Source organism: Methylococcus capsulatus str. Texas = ATCC 19069 (genome assembly GCF_000424685.1).
Classification (GTDB): Bacteria; Pseudomonadota; Gammaproteobacteria; order Methylococcales; family Methylococcaceae; genus Methylococcus; species Methylococcus capsulatus.
The window spans coordinates 25,989-48,027 of record NZ_KE384224.1 but is presented as its reverse complement, the minus strand read 5'-3'; the positions used below and the strand labels follow the sequence as shown (position 1 = coordinate 48,027).

Genomic DNA, 22,039 nt, shown 5'->3' with positions numbered 1-22,039 from the left:
CCCAGGCATGGCCGCTGCCCCGGACTCCTTTCCCCACAACACAGACCCAGGCCCCCGCCTGCGCGAGATTCCCTACAACTACACTTCTTTCTCCGACCGCGAGATCGTCATCCGTCTGCTCGGCGAGGACATGTGGCAGGTGCTGGAAGACCTGCGCACCGAGCGCGTTACCGGCCGCTCGGCGCGCATGCTGTACGAGGTGCTCGGTGACATCTGGGCGGTGCAGCGCAATCCCTATCTGGAAGACGACCTGCTCGACAACGAAGGCCGCCGCCGGGCGCTGCTGGAGGCGCTGCGCCATCGCCTGCGCCAGATGGAGCAGCGCCGCGCCGGGATCGAAGTCGGCCGGTCGGAACGGGCCGCCAAGGTCGCGCTGCTGCTCCAGGCGGCGCACCAAGCGGTGGATGCCTTCGAGGCCTGCTTCGAGCACACCCGGGAATTGCGCCGCCGGGCGCTGACCCTGCTGTCTCGCCACACCCGCAAGGACAACATCTGCTTCGACGGCTATGCCCGCGTCACCCACGTCACCGACGCGACCGACTGGCGCGTCGAATATCCGTTCGTCGTGCTCTACCCTTGCAGCGAACAGGAAGTCGGACATCTGGTGCGCGACTGCATCGAGCTGGGCCTGACCATCATCCCCCGCGGTGGCGGCACGGGCTACACCGGCGGCGCGGTGCCGCTGACGCCGCTGTCCGCGGTCATCAACACCGAGAAACTGCTGGAGCTGAGCGCGGTGGAGCGCGAAACCCTCCTGCCCGGCGTGGACCGGCCTTGCGCCACGATCTTCACCGGCGCCGGCGTGGTGACGCGGCGGGTGATGGATGCGGCGGAACAGGCCGGACTGGTGTTCGCCTGCGACCCGACTTCGGCGGACGCATCCTGCATCGGCGGCAACATCGCCATGAACGCCGGCGGCAAGAAGGCGGTGCTGTGGGGCACGGCGCTGGACAACCTGGCCTCGTGGCGCATGGTCACCCCGGACGGCAACTGGCTGGAGGTCGAGCGGCTGAACCATAACCTCGGCAGGATCCATGACCAGGACGAGGTGAAATTCCGGCTCAGACGCCATGACGCCGACGGCCACAGACTCCTCGAGGAGGAAATCCTCACCCTTCCCGGCCACCGCTTCCGCAAGACCGGCCTGGGCAAGGACGTGACCGACAAGTTCCTCGGCGGCCTGCCCGGCATCCAGAAAGAGGGGTGCGATGGCATCATCACCTCCGCGCGCTGGATCCTGCACGAGATGCCGCCGTACACCCGCACCTTCTGCCTCGAATTCTTCGGCCAGGTACGGGAAGCCGTACCGGCCATCGTCGAAATCCAGGACTATCTCGGAAGCCTTTCCAAGTCCGGCGGCGCCCGGGTCATGCTGGCCGGACTGGAGCATCTGGACGAGCGCTACGTCAAGGCCGTGGGCTACGCCACCAAGGCCCGCCGCTACGGCCGCCCGAAGATGGTACTGCTCGGCGACATCGTCGGCGACGATGACGACGCGGTAGCCCGGGCCGCCTCGCAAGTGGTACGGCTGTGCAATGCACGGAGCGCGGAGGGTTTCATCGCCGTCAGTCCGGAGGCCCGCCGCAAATTCTGGCTGGACCGCGCCCGCACCGCGGCGATCGCCAAGCACACCAACGCCTTCAAGATCAACGAGGACGTGGTGATCCCGCTGGCGCGCATGGGTGACTACTGCGACGGCATCGAGCGCATCAACATCGAACTGTCCTTGCGCAACAAGCTCAAGCTGTGCGATGCGCTGGCGGAATGCCTTGGCGGCGAACTGCCCTTGCGTGCTTACGAGGACGGAATCAACAAGACAGAGCTGATCGGCGACCGTCGAGCGCTGGCGCTGGATGCCGTGGCAGCGGTGCGCGAACGCTGGCAATGGCTGCTGGATCACCTGGATCTGCCGCTGGAGCAGGCCGAAGCCCGGTTTGCCGAACTCGGCATCGAGGCCGGCGCGCTGACCAACCGCGCCGAGCGGCCTACCCTGTTCCACCGGCTCCAGGACCACTCGGTGCGCGTCTCGTGGAAAAAGGAACTGTTGCCGCGCCTCAAGAGCATCTTCGAGGGCGACAGCTTCCGCCCCGTCGTCGAGCGGATCGAGGCGGTACACAAGGCCGTCCTGCGCGGCCGGGTCTTCGTCGCCCTGCACATGCACGCCGGGGACGGCAACGTCCACACCAATCTGCCGGTCAATTCGGACCATTACGAGATGCTGCAAGAGGCCAACGCCGCCGTCGTCCGCATCATGGCGCTGGCGCGCTCGCTCGGCGGGGTGATCTCCGGCGAGCACGGCATCGGCATCACCAAATACGAATTCCTCACCGAAGAGGAAGTGGCGCCGTTCCACGCCTACAAGGCCCAGGTCGACCCCGAGGGCCGCTTCAACCAGGGAAAGCTGATGCCCGGGGCGGGTCTCCGCGCCGCCTACACGCCCTCGTTCAGCCTCATGGGTTTCGAGTCGCTCATCATGCAGCAGAGCGACATCGGCGCCATTGCCGATTCCGTGAAGGACTGCCTGCGCTGCGGCAAATGCAAGCCAGTCTGCTCCACCCACGTACCACAGGCCAACCTGCCGTACTCGCCGCGCAACAAGATCCTCGCCACCTCGCTCCTGATCGAGGCTTTTCTGTACGAGGAGCAGACCCGCCGCGGCGTCTCCATCACCCACTGGAAGGAATTCGAGGACGTGGCCGACCACTGCACCGTCTGCCACAAGTGCTACAACCCCTGCCCGGTCGACATCGATTTCGGCCAGGTGTCGATGAACATGCGCAACCTGCTGCGCAAGATGGGCAAGCAGAGCTTCAATCCGGCCAAGACCGCGGCCCTGGCCTTCCTCAACGTCACCCGCCCCAACGCCATCAAGGCCTTGCGCTCCACCCTGATCGAATGGGGCTACCGCGGCCAGCGCTTGGGCCATCTGCTGCTCAGACCCTGGGGGCAGACCCAGACCCGCCGGCCGCCGGCCTCACTGGGCAAACCGAAGGTCACCGAACAGGTAATCCATTTCATCAACAAGAAGATGCCGGGCCAGTTGCCCAGCAAGACCGCTCGGGCCCTGCTCGACATCGAGGACAACCAGGTGGTGCCGGTGATCCGCGACCCGCGCAAGACCGCCGTGGATTCCGAAGCCGTGTTCTATTTCCCCGGCTGCGGCTCGGAACGGCTGTTCTCGCAGGTCGGCCTCGCCACCCAGGCCATGCTGTACGAGATCGGGGTGCAGACCGTGCTTCCGCCCGGCTACCTGTGCTGCGGCTTCCCCCAGCGCGCCGCCGGCCAGTTCGACAAGGCGGAGAAGATCACCACCGACAACCGGGTGCTGTTCCACCGCGTCGCCAACACCCTCAACTATCTCGATATCAAGACCGTGGTCGTGAGCTGCGGCACCTGCCTCGATCAGCTCGCCTCCTACGAATTCGACCGCATCTTCCCCGGCAGCCGGGTGCTCGACATCCATGAATACCTGCTGGAGAAAGGCGTGAAACTCGAAGGCGTGAACGGCGTCCGCTACCTGTACCACGATCCCTGCCACAGCCCGATGAAGCAGCAGGACCCCCTCAAGACCGTCAACGCCCTGATCGCCACCGCCGACGGCGGCCGGATCGCCAAATCCGAGCGCTGCTGCGGCGAGTCCGGCACCCTCGCCATCGCCCGCCCGGACATCGCCACCCAGGTCCGATTCCGCAAGGAGGCCGAACTGAAGAGCGACGCGGCCAGCGTAAGAGCCGACGGCTTCGACGGCCCGGTCAAGGTACTGACCTCCTGTCCTTCCTGCCTGCAGGGGCTGCAGCGCTACCGGGAGGATGTCGACAGGCTCGACGCCGACTACATCGTGGTCGAGATCGCAAGGCACGTGTTAGGTGAGAACTGGATGAAGGATTATGTGGAGCGGGCGGTCAATGGGGGAGTCGAGCGCATACTCGTCTGAATCACCCAAGATAGAAATCATCCAGCCAACCAGACAATAATTAATCGTCATAACGCGCCGGAATCGGCAATCGCTTGCGGCACCACCGCTCACTCCGATGAATTTGAATCCCATATCTGCCCTCCCTACAGAACGGAGAAAAAGGCTCGAGTGGTCGTACGGCTGCCTGTTGGTAATAGTATCGGCATGTTTTTCGATCGGCACCGTCAGTGAGCTGTCTACGATAACCGTCTACCGCCACGAAATTGGTAACTTGGCGATACATTGGCCGTTGTTCGGCGCTTGACATATAAATGGATCGACCCCTCATAAACGGGTCTCGATTTTCTGATCGCATGATAGTATGTACCCATTTCATAAACTCGCTGCAAACTCGAGCTGTTTGCCGTTAGATCGAATGGTATTACATTGAGGACAAAACGACATGGTTTGACCTCACAAGTTTGCGCCGTTTTGGTTCGTTGCGAGTATGCTTTCAATCGGAGCTTTGGCCCATGGCAAGGATTCGATCTCCGATCTGGAAACCTCTGTCTGCGGCATCGTGCGGGAACCCCCGGCGTTCCGGCAGTTCCCGCGGGCGGCCGGAGCGCCGGACGCCCGCCGCATCCGGCCGATCCGGAGCCGCCGGTTTCAAACGGTCGGCGATTTTCTGGCGCGATGACTCCGCTCGCCCGGCTGCTGCTTTGCCTGCTGTGGCTGTGCTCCGCCTGTGCGGGGCCGGGAACCCCAAGCCCGGCGCCTGTACCTGGCGAACCCCACGCCTCGATCTATATCGTCAACGAAGGCAAACATGCCGGCCTCATCCTGCGGAAAGCGGACATTCCCGCCGGGTTCATTCCGGAGAGCTCCGACTTCCCCGAGGCCGACTACCTGGAGCTGGGCTGGGGCGACTGGGACTATTACCAGTCCGGCGATCCCGGCCTGTGGCTGACCCTGAAAGCAGCCCTCTGGCCTACGGCCAGCGTGCTGCACGTGGCCGGCATCGAGGGGGACATCGCGGGGCGTTACGCCGGTTATGAATGGATACGGCTCGACCTTGCGCCGCGGCCGTTTGCCGGATTGGCCGGCTACGTCGACCGCAGCTTCGCCAGAAACGGCTCCCCGCGGGCGTCGCCCGTCGGTCCGGAACACCATGAAGACGGGCGGTTCTACCCGGCCAACGCCAAATTCCACATTTTCCACACCTGCAATGGCTGGCTGGCCGGCGCGCTGGCCGCGGCGGGTTATCCGATGGGCTGGTTCGAGCCGGTCACGGCGGAGCAGTTGATGACGAAGATCCGCCCCTACGCGGCACCTTTGCTGGAGACGCATCCGCCAATCAGGCCCTCGACTGGCTTGCGACCAGCACGTCGCAACTCGAAAGCGCCAGCAGATGCTTCGTCAGACTACCCAGCAGCATTTCTTCAATCCACCCATAACCATGCTTCCCAACGACGATGAGGTCGCAATCCTGCTCCTGCTCCTGCTCCAGTACGCAGTCGAGCGCCGGGCCGGGAAGCACCAGACGCGTGAGCCGTTCGGCGGGGAAGCCGGCATGGGCCATCACCTCATCCATCCGCGCATCGGCATCCCTGCGGGCCGCATCGCGCAGCTCCATGATCTCGAACTCATCCGCCCCGCCTTGGCGCAGCTTGTTTTCGAGCGGGGGCTGAAACGCGTTCAGCACGACAAAGTGAGCCTCGGGCGCAACCAGGCGCGCAAGCCGCAAAGCGGCTACCGAGCGTTCGGAAAAGTCCACGGCCACCAGAACCCTTTGATAGGGACCATGCGGGATCTGCTTGACCATCAGGACCGGCCGCGTGATCAACCGCAGAACCCGCTCGGTTGTGGAACCCAGCAGCAGCTCCCGAACGAAGCCGGCGCCGCGCGCACCCATCACGAGAAGATCGGCGTCAAGGGTATCCGCGTGGGCGACGATCTCCTTCAACACGGCACCCACCACCAGACGCACTTCGACGGCGCTCCCCCACCGATGCGTCATATCGGTCGCGAGCCGCTCGAGTTCCTTCATGGCTTCGCCGATCAACCGCCGCTCCGCGGCTTCTCCCGAGCGTCCGGCAAAGCTCCGCAGATGCTCCATCAACTGCAGGTCCACGACGTGAAGCAAACCCAGCTTGGCATCGGCCTGACCCGCCAGCAGAGCCGCGCGCATGGCGGCATGTCGGGCGGGAGCGGAAAGATCCGTGGCAGCCAGCACTGTTTTGATGCGTTTCATCCCCGTATCCTCCCCGCGGACGACTCCGCGCTCGTCGAACCCCGCCTTCGGTCGGCGGCGCCAAAAAACGGATCAGCCCAGCAAGCGGCGCTCCGCCTTGTCCAAATCCGAGACGGCCCCGAACAGGACTACCGCATCGCCCTCCGCGAGACGCGTTTCAGGTGCCGGCGCGAGTTCCCGGACCCCGTGGCGGACCAACGCGGTGACGACCACACCTTCGAGCGCCAGTTCCGCAAGCGTGCATCCGGCCGCTCTGCAGCCGGGAGGCAGCGGCACCGCACGCAGCCGGTCGCCGTCCTGAGACTGGACATCATCGGAAAACGTCTCGTCACCCCGGAAAAACTCCCTCAGCAAGAGATAGCGGTTGAGACGCTGCTCCCGGATACGGCGAGCCACGCGCGAAAGCGGGACGTTCAGCAGCAGCAGCGCCTGGGAGGCGATCATCAGACCGGCTTCCAGCGTTTCCGGCACGACTTCCGCCGCCCCCGCGCGGCGCAGCTCCTCCACGTGGCTTTCATCCCGGGCGCGCACCATGACGGGCAGACCGGGTCGTAGGGCAGCGGCGTGATGCAGGACCTTGTGGGCCGCGGCAAGGTCTTCGTGACTCACGACGACCAACCTGGCCTTGCCGATCCCGACCGCCTCCAGCATGTCGCGTTCCGAAGAATCGCCGTAATAAACGGGTTCACAGGCGATCCGTGCTTCCTTGACCCGCTGCGGGTCAAGGTCGAGTGCGACGTAAGGAATCCGTTCTTCCTCCAGGAATCGACCGATATTTTGTCCGATGCGCCCGTATCCGCAGATGATGACGTGGTCATGCGGAGATCCGGCGACTCCCGGCCCGGCCGAAAGTGCGCCTTCTCCACCCGGCGGCGGACGGAACCAGCCTTCCACCAGAACGCGGTTGTACCGGATGAGGAAGGGCGCGGTGATCATCGAGAGCAGCACTGCCATGAGCACGATTTGGCCTGTCTGCTGCGAAATCACTCCGGCATCGAGCGCAATGGCGAGCAGAGCGAACCCGAACTCACCGCCGACGGCCACCAGCAGGCCGACGCGCCAGGCTGTGGCCAGATCGATTCCCGTCGCCCGGACGAGTGCCGCCACCAGCACGGTTTTCGCCGCGAGCAGGACGAATGCGCCGCCCAAAGCCCATTGCCATGTTCCCTCCATCAGGGAGGGATCGAACAACATACCAATACTCACGAAGAACAATCCGAGCAAGACGTCCCGAAAAGGCCGGATGGTGGATTCCACCTGATGGCGAAATTCGGTCTCCCCCAGCATCATGCCAACCAGGAACGCGCCGAAAGCCACCGACAGACCCAGCTGGTAAGTGAGCCCCCCGGCTCCCAGCGACACCAGAAGCACGGTCAAGGTGAACAGTTCGGCCGAGCGGCGGGATGCGACCGCGTGAAAAAGAGGGCGCAACAGCCAGCGGCCGGCAAAGAAGACCAGGACGAAGGCCAGAACGGCCTTGGCCAGCGCCCATGCCAGCGATTCGCCCAGGACCCTCAAGCTGGGAACGGCGAGTACCGGCACGACGACGATCAAGGGCACTGCCGTGACGTCCTGAAACACCGACATGGCCACCGCCAGCCGTCCGTGCCGGCTGTACTCTTCACCCTGCTCCGCGAGCTGCTTGCCAATGATGGCCGTGGACGATTGAGCGAACACGGCTCCGACCACGAACGCGGCTTCAGGAGAGAGACCGAAGGCAAAGGCAGCGGCGCCGACCACCAGGGTCGTCAGCACCACCTGCCCAGTGCCGAGGCCCAGCACCAGATGCCGCAAGGCATGGACCTGGGGCAACGAAAGATTCAGGCCGATGGTGAACATCAGAAAGACGATGCCGAATTCGGCGGCTCCGTGAATCTCTGGGTTCTCGATCACGGGTCCGCCGGTATGCGGGCCGAGCAGGACGCCCACCACCAAGTAGGCCAGACTCGACGGAACACGCAGCCATTGGAAGACGGCCACCACGAGCGCCGTGGTGCCCAGGAGAAGCAGGATCTGCGCGAATGAGGCGGCCGTCATTTCCGGAAACGGCCTTCAAATGTACTGGTAGGTCACAAAGCGCAGCAGCCTCGCTTGTGACTACCTTCTTCCGTCTCGGGCAGTACGGATTTCATGGGTTTGCCCACCGGCGGCCCATCCATTTTTCGATCCCGACCACGGCATGGATCGCAAGACTCACGGCCAGGACCAAGACCCACGCGACCGCTCCGATGGGCGCGCTGGCAAACGCCCGGTTCATCGGAGGCCAGTAGGTGAAGAGAAGCTGCAGCGCGGCCATCGCGAGCACGCCGACAAGCAGCCGCGGATTGGAAAACACCCCCACATGGAACATCGAGTATTCCAGCGACCGGCAGTTGAACAGGTAGAACATCTCGCCGAACACGAAGACGGCGACGGCGGTGGTGCGGGCAGTCTCGAGGCTGTCACCTCGCCCCAGCGCCCATTCGAACAAGCCAAACGCCCCCACCAGCAGCAATAGACCCACCACGAAGATTCGAAACAGCAAGGTGCGGGTCAAAATGGGTTGTCTTGGGTCGCGCGGACGGCGGTGCATGATGCCGGGCTCGTTGGCCTCGAAGGCCAGCATCAGGCCGAGCAGCACCGCCGTGCTCATGTTTATCCAGAGTATCTGCACCGGCAGGATGGGCAATGCGACCCCGCCGAACACGGCGACCGTGATCACCAGACCTTCGCCGACGTTGGTGGGCAGTGTCCAGGTGATGAACTTCATCAGATTGTCGAAAACACCACGCCCCTCCTCCACCGCCGCCTCGATGGTGGCGAAATTGTCGTCGGTCAATACCATCGCGGCGGCCTCCTTGGCCACCTCGGTGCCGGCCCTGCCCATCGCCACGCCGATGTCCGCCTGCCGCAAGGCCGGAGCATCGTTGACGCCGTCGCCGGTCATGGCGACCACATTCCCCCGTGCCTGCAGGGCCCGCACCAGGTCGAGCTTCTGCTCCGGCGCGACGCGGGCGTAGATGTCGCAGTGCTCCACCACTCGGCGGTAAGCTTCCTCGTCGAGCCCCTGCAGTTCCGCCCCCGTGAGCACCCGCCCCCGGAGGGTGACGCCGAACAGCCGGTGCAACCTTCCCTCGCGCACCAAGCCGAGCTGGCGCGCGATGGCGCTCGCCGTACCGGGGTGATCGCCGGTAATCATCTTGACCCGAATCCCCGCCCGCTGACAGGCAGCGATCGCCTCCACCGCTTCCGGCCGGGGCGGGTCGATCATGCCTTGCAGGCCGAGGAAAACCAGACCGCCCTGCAGCGTAGGGTGCACCACCCTGTCTTCGCCCACGAACCGGTCTCCCCGGGCGAATGCCAGGACGCGCAACCCTTGCGCGGCCATCGCTTCCACCTCGGCATGAATGGCGGTCGCGTCGAGGGGCATGACCCCCATGTGACGGTCGAATGCGGCATCGCAGCGTTTCAGGATGCTTTCCGCCGAACCCTTCAGATAGACGTAGCGGGCATTCTCAGCCCGATCGTGATGGAGGGTCGCCATGAACTGATGCTGGGACTCGAACGGTAGCGTATCGAGCCGCGGGTGGGATTCGCCGGCGTGAAGCTCGTGCAGTCCGGCCTTGCGCGCCGAAACCAGCAGCGCCCCTTCGGTTGGATCGCCCTCGACGCTCCATCCCTCGACACCTTCGATCAGGCGGGCATCGTTGCACAGCAGGCCGGCCCGAAGACACTCCATCAAGGCCCCATGGCCGCGGGGATCGATCACCGTCCCCGCCTGCCGGAACTCGCCCGCCGGCGCATAACCGCTGCCGGTGACCTCGAAATGCTCGCCGTCCGCATACACCGCAACGACGGTCATCTGGTTCTGAGTCAGGGTGCCGGTCTTGTCCGAGCAGATCACCGTGGTGCTGCCCAGGGTTTCCACGGCAGGCAGTTTGCGAATGATGGCGTTGCGCTTCGCCATCCGGGAAACGCCGATGGCCAGGGTGATGGTCAGAGCCGCCGGCAAACCCTCGGGAATCGCGCCCACGGCCAGGGCCACCGAGGCCATGAACATATCGAGCGCGGATTCGCCCCGCTGCCAGCCGACCAGGAAAGTGACCGCGGCGAATCCCAGGATGACCCACATCAAGCGCTTGCTGAAATGGGAAATCTTTTGCGTCAGCGGCGTTTCGAGGACACGGGCCGTTGCGATCATCTGGTTGATTCGGCCGATTTCAGTGCGGTCGCCGGTTTCGACGACCAGCGCGAGACCGCTGCCGTAGGTCACCAGGGTGGTGGAATAGGCCATGTTGGCGCGGTCCGCCAGGACGGTGTCGGCCGGCAGGGCTGCGGTCCGCTTCTCGACCGGAACGGATTCTCCGGTCAGGGCAGACTCGTCGATCTGCAGCTCCCGCGCACGCATCAGGCGGACATCGGCGGGCACCTTGTCCCCTGAATGCAAGGCGACGATGTCCCCCGGTACCAGTTCCGTCGCCGACACGGTGCGCTTCGTCCCGCTGCGGATCACGGTGGCATCGACGCTCAGATTGCGGGCGAGGGCATCGATGGCTTTCAAGGCATTGGTTTCCTGGAGGAAGCCCATCACCGCATTGACTGCTACGACACCGAAGATGACGGCGGAATCCACCCATTCCTGCAACGCTGCCGTCACCGCCCCGGCCGCCAGGAGGATATAAACCAATGGCTGGTTGAACTGCGACAGGAAAAGCAACCAGACCGGCTTGCCTTTTTTCGGAGCCAGACGGTTGGGACCGTGGCGTTCGAGCCGCCTTGCAGCTTCCTGCTCGGTCAGACCGTGCGCCAGATCGGCCTCGAGCCGCTCCAGAGCCTGCACCGTCTCCATAGCGTGCCAGTTAGCAGAGCGACTCGGGTCCGAAACGGTGGGAACCTTGACTGACTTCATGCTGCGGTGCTCCCGGACGGTTGCGAATCAGGGCCCGAATGCGGAAACGGGCAGGCGCTGATCCCTGTCAGAACATGGCGGCGTTGAGCAGGAAATGCGCTCCGATGCTCGCCAGATAGCCCAGAAGGATGGCCGGCGCCCATTTCAGGTGGGTGACGAAAGTATAGACGCCCTTGGCCTGCCCCATCAGGGCCACGCCCGCCGCGGAGCCCACGGAAAGCAGGCTGCCGCCGACACCCGCGGTGAGCGTCACCAGCAGCCACTGGCCCGTGGACATCTCCGGATGCATCGAGAGGATCGCGAACATCACCGGGATGTTGTCGACCAGCGCGGATATGACGCCGACGAGGGTGTTCGCCGAGGTCGCGCCGAGCTCGCCATAAAGGAAATCGGACAGGTGATGGAGATAACCGATGAAATTCAGCCCGCCCACACACAGAACCACGCCGTAGAAAAACAGCAGGGTATCCCATTCCATGCGGGCGAGGTGATGGAAGACGTCGAAGCGGAACGTGCTTTCCGGCTCCTCCTCCGTCACCGCCTCGCCCGCTAGCGGATCGATACCGACGGCCGGTTCGTCGCGATGGGTCAGATGGAGAAAATAGCCGAACAACTGCAGGTAGGTCAGTCCCGCCATCATACCGACCGCCGCCGGCAGCTGCAGTCCATTCTGAAAGCCGACGGCGGTCAGCACGGTCAGCAGGAACAGCAGTACGATCCGCTTGGCGCCGCGGCGCAGGGTGATCTTGGACCGGATCGGGGCGGGATGCCCTTTCGGCACGGCGAAATGCATCAGGCCGGCGGGAATGACGAAATTCACCACCGACGGGATGAACAGCTTGAAGAAGGTCCAAAACTCGACGATGCCTTTCTGCCACACCATCAGGGTGGTGATGTCGCCGAACGGGCAAAAGGCGCCTCCGGCATTCGCCGCCACGACCGTGTTGACACAGGAAAGACCCACGAATCTCGGATTCTCTCTGCCCACCGCCATGACCACTGCGCACATCAGCATGGCCGTGGTCATGTTGTTGGAGACGGAGGAAATCAGGAAAGCCAGTATGCCGGTCACCCAGAACAGCTGACGGTAGCTAAAGCCCCGATTGACCAGCCAGGATCTGAGGCTGTCGAACACCCGACGCTCCTCCATCGCGTTGATATAGGCGATGGAAACGATCAGGAACAACAGCAGTTCGCCGTAATCCAGCACATCGTGACGTATGGCCGCTTCGGCCACCTCGGACATGCCCTCCTTCTTGTAGACGACGGCGATGGCCACCCAGATCAGCGCCGCAGCCAGCATCATGGGCTTGGACTTGCGTAACTCCAGCACCTCCTCGAGCACCACGAAGCCATAGGCGACACCGAACAATGCCAACGCCAGATAGCCGACGAAATGGCCGCTCAGGTCCAGAGAGCGGGACAGATCGGTCACAGCCGATGCCGCCGGCGCCATCACGGTCAGCCCAGCCGCGGCCACGGCTCGAAACGGGATCATCCTCGAAGCATTCATGCAGTCTCCACTTGCGGCGAGACACCGCGCAAAAACCACGTATGGTAGTCAATTTCTCATCGGAAGATACCGGCGTCAGACATCTTTCAGCAAGAGCCGTGCGTGCCCTCGCAGGCGTGACGGCGAAGATCAGGGCGGCGCGGGCTTGGTAATCCCGGCAGCACGGGGCGAGGCGATGCCGCCGTTCCGTTCCGACCCCGCCGGCATGCCGCTCACCTTCCGGTAGTGGTAGTCCCGGTAAACGCTCCGTCAGATCCCATCCTGCCACTCGATCCGTTCTTCTCCGGCCGGCGGATAAACCGCCTCGCCCGGCTGGCCGGCGCTGGCTACCAGCGGCACCCGGGCCGAATCCGCTGCTCCGGGCGCCAGGATCAGCAAGGGCGTCGCGGCCAGGAAGATCACGGCCGCCTCGCCGGCCCAGACGTCGGCGCCGGCGAGCCGCATCGGACGCGGTGGACACGTGGCCGGGACCGGCCTCCCGTTGCTCCAGGGTTTGGAATCCAGCCATTCCAGGAACCCTGCAACGGCCAGCATCGTTCCCAATCCGGTGAGGTTCACCCAGGCGACGGCAAACGCCTCGCGCCCGCTCCAGTCCAGCGCCATCCCGGCGAGGTAGGAAAGCGCCATGGAGAACAGGAACACCGGCAGCGACTGCCGGCCCATCCGCGCTATCCAGCGCGGCAGGGACCATTCCAGCCGATGGGGTCTCCAGGACACAACGCGGTTCATCAGATGGGCCAGCGCCAGGAAATGCACGACACGCAGCACTCCCAGATGGCTTTTGTCCACCCAGGGCTCCAGATGGGCACGCAGGGCGCCCAGGAAGGCGACGCTTTGATAGGTCGGCTCATGGCCGAGCGGAATGGCAATCAGCACAAAAACTAGGCACAGCCGGGTCAGTCCGCGGTCGGCACGCGGCGCGGGAAGCCATCCGGCGCCGAGCCCGAAACCGGTGAAAAACAGCAATTGCCAGGCGAAAGGATTGAAGAACCAGGGGCGGTCGCCGGCGGGCTCTGCCGGCAACTCCCACCCGAAATACCAGGCTCCCAGGTAAACGAGCAGGGAAACACCCAGCGCCAGGGCGGCATGTATCCGCGACAAGCTCCAGACCAGAGGCACCCAGAGCAGGATCACGAAATACATCGGCAGGATGTCGAAAAAATTGGGAACGTAGCGGAGAGTGAACAGCGCGGCGATCGCCTCGGACGTGTTCTCGAAAAAATACCCTAGGTACAGGCGATGGATGTAATCCTCCCCGCCCAGCCACTGATTGCCGAACGCACAGATCGCTGCCAGGGCGAAAAACAGCGCGAGATGCGAGAGGTAAATCTGACCGCAGCGGTACAGGATGCGCAGCGTCCCGAGCCACATTCCCGCCCGCTCGAAACATCGCCCGTAAGCCAGGGCGGCGGCAAACCCGGAGAGAAAGACGAAGATTTCCGCGGCGTCGCTGAACCCGAACCGGGAGGGGGTATAAAAATACAGGGGGTTGAAGGGAATGTGGTTGACGAAGATGATCATCAGCGCCACGCCCCGGAAAAAATCGAGCCGGACGTTGCGCGACGGCGCGGTGGAATTCGGCGTTCCCATGATTGACCCCATTCGGCGTGGCCCCGTTGGATTCCGGCCTCTGACGGCACGGATTGCCGGTTCGAGGAAATATCGTGCAGACTGCGGCGATCCCGACGAATCGCCCTACGCGGCGCCAAGCTTGTCGTTAACCTTCGAAGTCTAGAGAAGGAAGCTTTCATGAACCTTTCATACCCACGTGAAAACCGATGAGGATTCTGCTCGTCGAGGACGACGAAACCCTGGCCGACGGCCTGTCGCGCAGCCTGGCCGAGGATGGCTTCGACCTCACCGTTGCCGCGACGGGAACCTACGCCGACAGTGCCCTGCGCACCCAGGACTACGATCTGGTCATCCTTGATCTCGGTCTGCCCGACATCGACGGGAAAGAAGTCCTCAGGCAGTTGCGGATCAGAAAATCGCCGGTGCCGGTCCTCATCCTGACGGCCCGGGACGGGCTGGACGACCGGATCGGCGGTCTGGAGCTCGGCGCCGACGATTACATGACCAAGCCTTTCGAGCTGAGGGAACTGGAGGCGCGGGTGCGGGCGCTGATCCGGCGCAGCCACGGCGGCTTCGGTCATGACATCGTCTGCGGCCCGCTCGTTCTCAATACGTTCGACCGCCAGGTTCACGTGAACGGTGAACCGATGCTGCTGCCTTCCCGCGAATATGGCGTGCTGGAGGCGCTGCTGCTGCAGGCGGGCCGGGTGGTCAGCAAGGACCGGATCGCCCTGCGTCTGGCGAGCGGCGGGGATGAACTGGCGGACAACGCGATCGAGGTCTACGTGCACCGTCTGCGCCGCCGCCTCGACGATCTCGGCATTCGCATCAGGACGGTGCGCGGCCTCGGCTACCTGCTGGAACGGCCCGCCGGTGAATAAGCCGCACAGCCTGCGGACCCAGCTTTTGCTGCGGTTGACCTTGCCCCTGGCTTTCGTCGTGATGCTCGATGCGGCGGTGTCCTATTTCGTCGCCCTGCACTACGCGGACATGGCCTACGACCGCTGGCTCCTGGACTCCGCCCGCTCGCTCGCCCAGCAGGTCAAGGGACAGAAGGACAAAATCACTTTCGACCTCCCGCCGATCGCCGTCGAGATGTTCCGCTGGGACGACATGGACAAGACTTTCTTCAAGGTCGAGTCGCTCGGCGGTGGGTTCATGGCAGGCGACAAAGCCCTGCCCAGCCCCTCGATACCGCCGGAGGAACGGGACCTTCCGTACTTTTCGGACGGCGAAATCGGGGGCAAGCCGATCAGGATCGTGTCGGTGCTGACTGTTCCGACGGCGGCATCCGGAGAGGTGCTGGTTTCGGTGGCGGAGACCCTGAACAAGCGCCGCGGCATGATGAGCGAGATTCTGCTCGCGGTGGTGCTGCCCCAGATCCTGCTGGTGCTGGTCACCGGCATTCACATCTGGACGGGCGTCAACCGGGGGCTCCACCCGCTGCGCAACCTGGCACGCATCATCGCCGGCCGGTCCGCCCGGGACCTCGATCCCATCCCGGACACCGATGTTCCGCTCGAGGTGCGCTCCCTCACCCACACCATCAACGAACTCCTGCAACGCCTTGCCGCGTCGATGGCGACCCAGCGGCGCTTCATCGAAAACGCCGCCCACCAGCTTCGCACCCCGTTGGCCGGCCTCAAGATCCAGGCGGAGCGGGCACTGCGCGCGCAAGACCCGGATACGATGAGGCCGGCTCTGATCCACATCAAGAACTCCGCCGACCGGGTCGCCCATCTCAGCACCCAACTGCTGGTGCTGGCCCGTTCGGAGGCAGTGATGCAGGACCGCCGGGAGTTCACGCCGGTGGACCTGTGCGCGCTGGTGCGCGAATGCTGCATGGACTGGGTGCCCAAGGCGCTGGAGCGGAACATGGAACTGGAGCTCCGGGCGCCGGATGAGGCCATCTTCATCGCCGGCAACGCGCTTCTCCTGCGGGAACTCCTCAACAACCTGCTGGACAACGCCCTCCGCTACGGGAAATCCGGCGGCCAGGTCGCCGTGAAACTCGACGGCCCGCCACGGACGGCTCTGATCGTCGACGACGACGGCCCCGGCATTCAGCCGACCGAAGCGGGCAAGGTCATCGAGCGGTTTTACCGTATCCCCGGAAGCCCCGGCGACGGATGCGGCCTGGGCCTTGCCATCGTCAAGGAAATCGCCGACCTGCACGGCGCCCGGCTGCATATCTCCCACTCGTGTTTCGACAGCGGCACGCGCATCGAAATCGCTTTCGGGCGGCAACCGGAGGAAGACCAGGGCCGTCGCTGAAAGGTATCTGAAAGCTTCCGCGCATAGCATGGGCGACCCCAAGGCTTCCCGAGAGTTCCCATGCCTTTGCCATCCCGGCTCGCATTGTTCGGTCTGCTGTGCCTTTCCGCCTGTGAACGAAACGGTATCGAGCCGATAGACCGTCCCCGGCCGGTTCCGCCATCGTCGACCGAAATCCGGGAAGGCCACGGGCCGGCCACGGTTTCGCTGAGACCGGAGTCCCTGCCCTATCTCGTCATCCAGGAAATCCATCCGGAAGCATTCGACGCCTCGATTTCGGCGCCCGCCAAAGTCGACTTCCGCACCAAAGCCGTTTCGGCCGCAGGCACGATCGTCCCCGGCCGTGTCACCCAGGTGCATGCGCAGATCGGCGAACGTATCAGAGCGGGCGCGCCGCTGGCTACGCTGGTCAGCGCCGATGCGGCCCAGATGCGCTCGGATTTCTCCCGCGCCGAAGCCGAGTTGAGACGCGCCGAAGACCGGCGCCGGCGCCAGGCGGAAATGGCTCGCCGCGGCGTCGGTCTGGAGGTCGAACGGATGGAAGCCGAGACCGAGTACCGCCAGGCCCTCACCGAATACGAGCGCAGCCGCGACCTCCTCCAGCTCATCGGGGATGGCCGCGGGGGCGAGGTCGTCGTCCGGGCGCCCATGGACAGCGTGGTTCTGAAGGCCCATGTCTCCGTGGGCGCAGCGGTGGGACCGGGGTCACCGCTGTTCGACCTCGGTGAACCCTCCGCCGCCTGGATCGTGGCCGACGTGTTCGAAAACGACCTGCTGCTGGTGGAGGTCGGCGCCAAGGCATCGATCGAACTCGCTTCGCTGCCGAACGCCATTTCCGGCCATGTGGTGGGCGAGAGCGCCGCCATCCAAAACGAACTCCGGCGCGCCTCGGTGTTCATCGAGCCGGACGACCCCGCGGTTCCGCTAAGGCCCGGCATGTACGCGAGAGTATCGATCGCCGTATCGAAGTCCGGCCGGATCGTCCTGCCTACCTCGGCCGTGCTGATCAAAGACGGACGGGAAACCTTCGTCTACGTGGAGCAGGAACCGGGGATCTTCGAAGCCCGCCCGGTACGGGTGGGGCAGTCGCGGGCCGGCATGACGCCCATCCTCGAAGGGCTCTCCGGCGGTGAACGCGTGGTGGTGAAGGGCGCCCTGCTCCTGGACGGCGAAGCCGCCATGCTCTTGTGAGGACGCGATCATGCTGAAGCCGCTGATCGAGCATTGCGTGCACCGGCGTTTCGCGGCCATCACGGTCACTGCGGCGATCGCCGTGTACGGGGTTCGCGCCTACCTCGAGACCCCGATCGAGGCCTACCCGGACGTCACCAACACCCAGGTCACCGTCATCAGCCTGATGCCCGGATATGGGCCGGAAGAAGTGGAGCGGCAGGTCACCATCCCACTGGAGCGGGTGCTGAACGGCACCCCCGACATGCTGCAAATGCGCAGCCAAAGCCTGTTCGGTCTCTCCCTGATCACCCTCACCTTCCAGGACGGAATCGACAGTTTCCGGTCGAGAACGCTGATTGCCGAGCGGATGGCCGGCGCCGAAGTGCCGGAAGGCGTCACGCCCGTGCTTGCCCCGGACTACACCCCTCTGGGGGAAATCTACAAGTTCGTGATGGTGAGTGACCGCCATACGCTTTACGAGCTGCGGTCCGAAATGGAATGGAATGCGGCCCGTGCGCTGCGCCAGGTCCAGGGCGTCGCCGATGTGCTGACCTTCGGAGGCTATTACAAAGAGTTCCACGTCGAAACCGATCCGGTGCGGCTCGAGTCCTTCGGTCTGACCCTGGAGGACGTCAACCAGGCAATCGCCCGGTCAAACCGGAACGTGGGCGCGGGATTCCTGCGTCATGGCGACCAGCAGATGCTGGTGAGAGGCGTGGGCAACCTCACCTCGGCCGAGGACGTCAAACGGATCGTGCTCAAGAGCGCTGGCGGAACGCCAGTCACCGTCGGCGACGTCGCGCGTCTGGTCCAATCCCATACGCCCCGCCAGGGGACCGTGGGCATGGACCACCGGAAGGAGGTCGTGGAGGGCATCGTGCTGCTGCGGCGGGGACAGAACCCGTCGAAAGTGCTGGAAGCCATCCACGCCAAGGTGGAGGAGCTGAACCACCGGATCCTTCCCGCCGGAATGAGGATAGAACCCTTCCTCGACCGGACCGAACTGGTCGACAACACCCTGCACACGGTCTACGACAACCTGCTGCACGGGTTTGTGCTGGTGGTGGCGGTGGTCTGGCTGTTTCTGCGCAGCATCCGCGGCTCACTGATCGTCGCCCTGGTCATCCCGTTGTCCCTCCTCGCGGCCTTCGCCGGGCTCTATCAGCTCGGCCTCCCGGCCAATCTCATATCCATGGGGGCGATCGATTTCGGAATCATCCTCGACGGCGCGGTGGTGCTGGTGGAAAACGTGATCCACTTTGCCACCTGCCGCCGTCCGGAAAACCGGCCCGACATGCTGCGGCTGATCATCGCCGCAGCGCTCGAAGTGGCCAAACCGGCGTGCTTCGCGATGCTGATCATCATCGCCGCACTCATCCCGGTATATACGCTGGAGCGTGTCGAGGGCCGTATCTTCCGTCCCCTGGCCCTGACCTACAGCTTCGCTCTTGCCGGCGGCCTGGTGTTCGCGCTGACCCTGGTGCCGGCGTTGTGCGCCGCCTTCATCCGGCCCCGGCACGCCATGATCGCGGAGCCGGCGTTCCTGGCATCTCTCCGCCGGTCTCTCGGACAGGTCCTGGAGCTGGCGCTGGAGCGCCGTGGCGGAACCCTGGCCGTGGCTTTCTTGCTGCTGTTCGCCGGCGGCGCCGGCGGGACCCGGCTTGGCAGCGAATTCCTGCCGGAGCTGGACGAGGGGGACATCCACATCTATGCGGAAATGCCGTCCAGCATTGCGCTGTCGAAGGGGCAGGAGATTCTCCTGGACGCGCGCGAACGGCTGCTCCGCTTCCCTGAGGTGAAAGGCGTTCTCAGCCAGCAGGGCCGCTCGGAAGACGGAACGGACAACGAAGGCGTCAACATGGGCCGGAACTTCGTGCATCTCAAACCTCAGGGGGAATGGCGCAAGGGCATGGACAAAGAGCGCCTGATCGAGGAAATGCGGAACGCCTTGGGGGCCATTCCCGGCGTCCGGTTCAATTTTTCCCAGCCCATCCGGGACAACGTCGAGGAGGCCGTCAGCGGCGTCCGCGGCAAGGTCGTCCTCAAGATATACGGCTCCGACCTGGAAAAAATGCGCGCTGCCCTGGTAAACGCAAAGACGGTGCTCAAGGACGTCCCAGGAATCACCGACCTGGATTTGTACCGGGACTCCCAAGCGCCCCAGTTCCAGATCAACCTCGACCGTTCAGCCCTGGCTCGCCATGGCATCACGGTAGACGCGGCACAGGACACGATTGAAACGGCGATGGCCGGAAGAGTGGCAACCGAACTCTGGCAAGGCGAGCGTCCGGTACCCGTTCGAGTGATCCTGCCCCAGGCCGAGCACAGCGACACCGAACAGATCGCCAATCTCATGATACCTGCTCCCTCCGGCGCCCGCGTGCCGTTGCGGGAGTTGGCCCAGCTTCGGATCGAACGAAGCCGGGCCTCGATCGACCGGGAGGCCAACCAGCGGTTCCTGGCGCTCAAGTTCAACGTGGAAGGGCGCGATCTCGGTTCGGTCGTCCATGAAGCGATGCGACTGGTGGAACAGAAGGTCCCGCTTCCGGAAGGACATTTCATCGCCTGGGGCGGCGAATTCGAGAACCAGCAGCGGGCCATGTCGCGCCTGGGCGTCGTGGTGCCGCTGGCGGTGCTGATCGTACTCGCGCTCCTTTACGGGGCGCTCCAGTCGGCCCGAAGCGCATTCGCCATCCTGCTGTCCACTCCTTTCGCGCTGACCGGTGGTGTGTTCGTTCTGCTGCTTGCCGACATCCCGTTGTCGGTCAGCGCGGCCATAGGTTTCATCGCTCTGCTGGGACAGGTTTCGCTCATGGGGCTGCTGGTCCTGAGCGCCATCGAGGAACGCCGACGCCGAGGGATGGCGGTAGGCGATGCGATCCTGAGCGGCGTCACGGATCGGCTGCGTCCCGTGCTCATGGCCTCACTGCTGGCGATGCTCGGCCTGCTTCCCATGGCGCTGTCCACCGGCATCGGCAGTGAAACCCAGCGCCCCTTCGCCATGGTGATCGTCGGCGGGATGATCACGACGTTCTTCGTGGCGACGTTCGTCCTGCCGGTGATCTACTCCTTCCTCACCCCGAAACACCTGGTCTCGGCCGAAACGGCCAATGAAATGCTCGAAGAATGATTCAGGAAAACCGTCACGCCCGCGTTTCCCGGCCATTGAAATGCCTGCTGCCGTTGTTTCTCACACTGAATCTCGACGGCTCCGCCCTTGCCGGTACGAACGCCGAATCCCTGCCGCAGACCGTGACCATCCAGCAACTGCTGGCAATCGCAAGGCAACGCAGTCCACGTTATGCCGCCTTGAGGCAAGCCATCGAGATAGCCAAAGCCGAGATCGCCGCAGCAGACGTGCTGCCGAACCCAAGACTCAATTTCGGGAACTACAGCCTGCTGAGCGCCAACAACACGATGTACGACGGCAAGGTGCAACGCGAGGTGGTGCTGGAAGTCCCCGTGCTCATCACCGGGCAGCACGGCGCCAGGGTCGAGGCCGCGGAAAAACAGGTGCAAACCACGGAAGCCGCCGTCCAGGCCGAATTCGCCAACCTGGTGCACGAGCTGTGGCGCACGTTCATCAAACTGCTGGCCGGCCAGCAGCGCGTCGCCGTACTGGAAGAGGCCAGCGCGAAGATGGAACGTCTGGCCGCGCTCGTCGCGGGGCGGGAGGAGTCCGGCGGCGCCAGTCGCTACGATACCCTACGCATGGAAATCGAAGCCAAGGACGTCCGGGCGAAGCTGGAAACGGCCCGCAACGACCTGCAGGGAACCGTGGAGGAGCTGGGCTTGATGCTCGGGTTGCCGGACTGGAAGCCCGAGGCAAGGGGAAACCTCGCACCGCTGGGAGTCCCGGCCGATCCGGAAAAATCCTGGGCGGATGCCGAACGGATCAATCCCGAGATCGAGGCCGTCCGCCGGGGCGAGATCGCGGCCGCTGCCCGCCTGGAAAAAGCCAAGGCCGAGCGCTGGCCGGTTCCCTCGATCCAGTTCGGCTCGGCGTTCACGGAACAGCCGTACGGGCACGCCTTCTTCGGCGGCGTCTCCGTCGAGATTCCTCTGTTCGACCGCAATCAGGGCGGCATGGCCAGGGCGGCGGCGGAAAAACAGGCGGCCATCCTCGACCGCGAGCTGGTGACCTCCCAAATCCACGTCGCGCTCGATCGCGCAACCGGCCTCCTCGCGCGCCGGCGCGAAACACGGGTGAAATTCGAACGGGACGTCGTCGCCAAGCTGTCCGCCCTCGAGGAAATGGGCGAAGCGGCTTACCGGCTCGGCAAAGGCAGTCTGCTGGAACTGCTGGATTCCACGCGCTCCCGGACGGAGATACGCCTCACCCACCTGGAACTCATCCAGCTCGAGCTGGAGGCGGAGCTCGAAGCGCTGAAAGCCTCGGGACTGCTGGTCAGCCGGGCTGAGGCCGGTTGATGCGTCCACCGGGATGTGGCCGGAAACTCGGTTCGGGCG

At 64.4% G+C, this 22,039-nt stretch carries 11 protein-coding genes and 1 pseudogene; 7 read left to right on the top strand and 5 right to left on the bottom strand.

Translation table 11 applies throughout. From position 1 onward, the window contains the following. Positions 1-7 precede the first annotated feature (7 nt). Together H156_RS0111660 and H156_RS17530 are read left to right on the top strand one after the other, a co-directional pair. Positions 8-3,934, top strand: a complete 3,927-nt coding sequence (locus tag H156_RS0111660) for a DUF3683 domain-containing protein (RefSeq protein ID WP_017365220.1) — start codon at positions 8-10, stop codon at positions 3,932-3,934. A 657-nt stretch (positions 3,935-4,591) separates the two neighbouring features. Next, a pseudogene (locus tag H156_RS17530) lies at positions 4,592-5,173 on the top strand (DUF2459 domain-containing protein); the annotation flags it as partial. Between the two features lie 79 nt (positions 5,174-5,252). On the opposite strand, the gene H156_RS0111650 reads toward H156_RS17530, so the two are convergent. From H156_RS0111650 to H156_RS0111630, 5 genes are all read right to left on the bottom strand, one after another. Next, positions 5,253-6,149, bottom strand: coding sequence for a universal stress protein (locus H156_RS0111650; protein WP_017364534.1), 897 nt, complete (start codon positions 6,147-6,149; stop codon positions 5,253-5,255). A 72-nt stretch (positions 6,150-6,221) separates the two neighbouring features. Next, positions 6,222-8,186, bottom strand: coding sequence for a monovalent cation:proton antiporter family protein (locus H156_RS0111645; protein WP_017364535.1), 1,965 nt, complete (start codon positions 8,184-8,186; stop codon positions 6,222-6,224). 91 nt (positions 8,187-8,277) lie between these two features. Continuing rightward, positions 8,278-11,037 (bottom strand): cation-transporting P-type ATPase, encoded by a 2,760-nt coding sequence (locus H156_RS0111640; protein ID WP_017364536.1) that lies wholly within the window; start codon positions 11,035-11,037, stop codon positions 8,278-8,280. 67 nt (positions 11,038-11,104) lie between these two features. Continuing rightward, positions 11,105-12,550 (bottom strand): sodium:proton antiporter NhaD, encoded by a 1,446-nt coding sequence (gene nhaD, locus H156_RS0111635; protein ID WP_017364537.1) that lies wholly within the window; start codon positions 12,548-12,550, stop codon positions 11,105-11,107. Between the two features lie 249 nt (positions 12,551-12,799). Beyond that, positions 12,800-14,140: an OpgC family protein gene (locus H156_RS0111630; RefSeq protein ID WP_017364538.1), complete on the bottom strand. Its 1,341-nt coding sequence runs from the start codon at positions 14,138-14,140 to the stop codon at positions 12,800-12,802. Between the two features lie 188 nt (positions 14,141-14,328). Here H156_RS0111630 and H156_RS0111625 point away from each other — a divergent pair, with 188 nt between their 5' ends. Genes H156_RS0111625 through H156_RS0111605 form a run of 5 tightly spaced genes read left to right on the top strand, consistent with a single transcriptional unit; the run spans position 14,329 to position 22,000 of the window. Beyond that, positions 14,329-15,003 carry a response regulator gene (locus H156_RS0111625; RefSeq protein WP_017364539.1) on the top strand — a complete coding sequence of 225 codons (675 nt, stop codon included), beginning with the start codon at positions 14,329-14,331 and terminating at the stop codon, positions 15,001-15,003. Continuing rightward, entirely contained in the window at positions 14,996-16,396 is a 1,401-nt protein-coding gene (locus H156_RS0111620) for a sensor histidine kinase (protein ID WP_017364540.1), read from the top strand. Before H156_RS0111625 ends, H156_RS0111620 begins: the two co-directional genes overlap by 8 nt. A 60-nt stretch (positions 16,397-16,456) precedes the next feature. Next, positions 16,457-17,587, top strand: a complete 1,131-nt coding sequence (locus H156_RS0111615) for an efflux RND transporter periplasmic adaptor subunit (RefSeq protein ID WP_017364541.1) — start codon at positions 16,457-16,459, stop codon at positions 17,585-17,587. Between the two features lie 10 nt (positions 17,588-17,597). Beyond that, positions 17,598-20,699, top strand: a complete 3,102-nt coding sequence (locus H156_RS0111610) for an efflux RND transporter permease subunit (protein WP_017364542.1) — start codon at positions 17,598-17,600, stop codon at positions 20,697-20,699. Then, on the top strand, positions 20,696-22,000 hold the full coding sequence (locus H156_RS0111605; protein ID WP_017364543.1) for a TolC family protein: 1,305 nt from the start codon (positions 20,696-20,698) through the stop codon (positions 21,998-22,000). The genes H156_RS0111610 and H156_RS0111605 overlap by 4 nt, the downstream gene beginning before the upstream one ends. Positions 22,001-22,039: the final 39 nt, after the last annotated feature.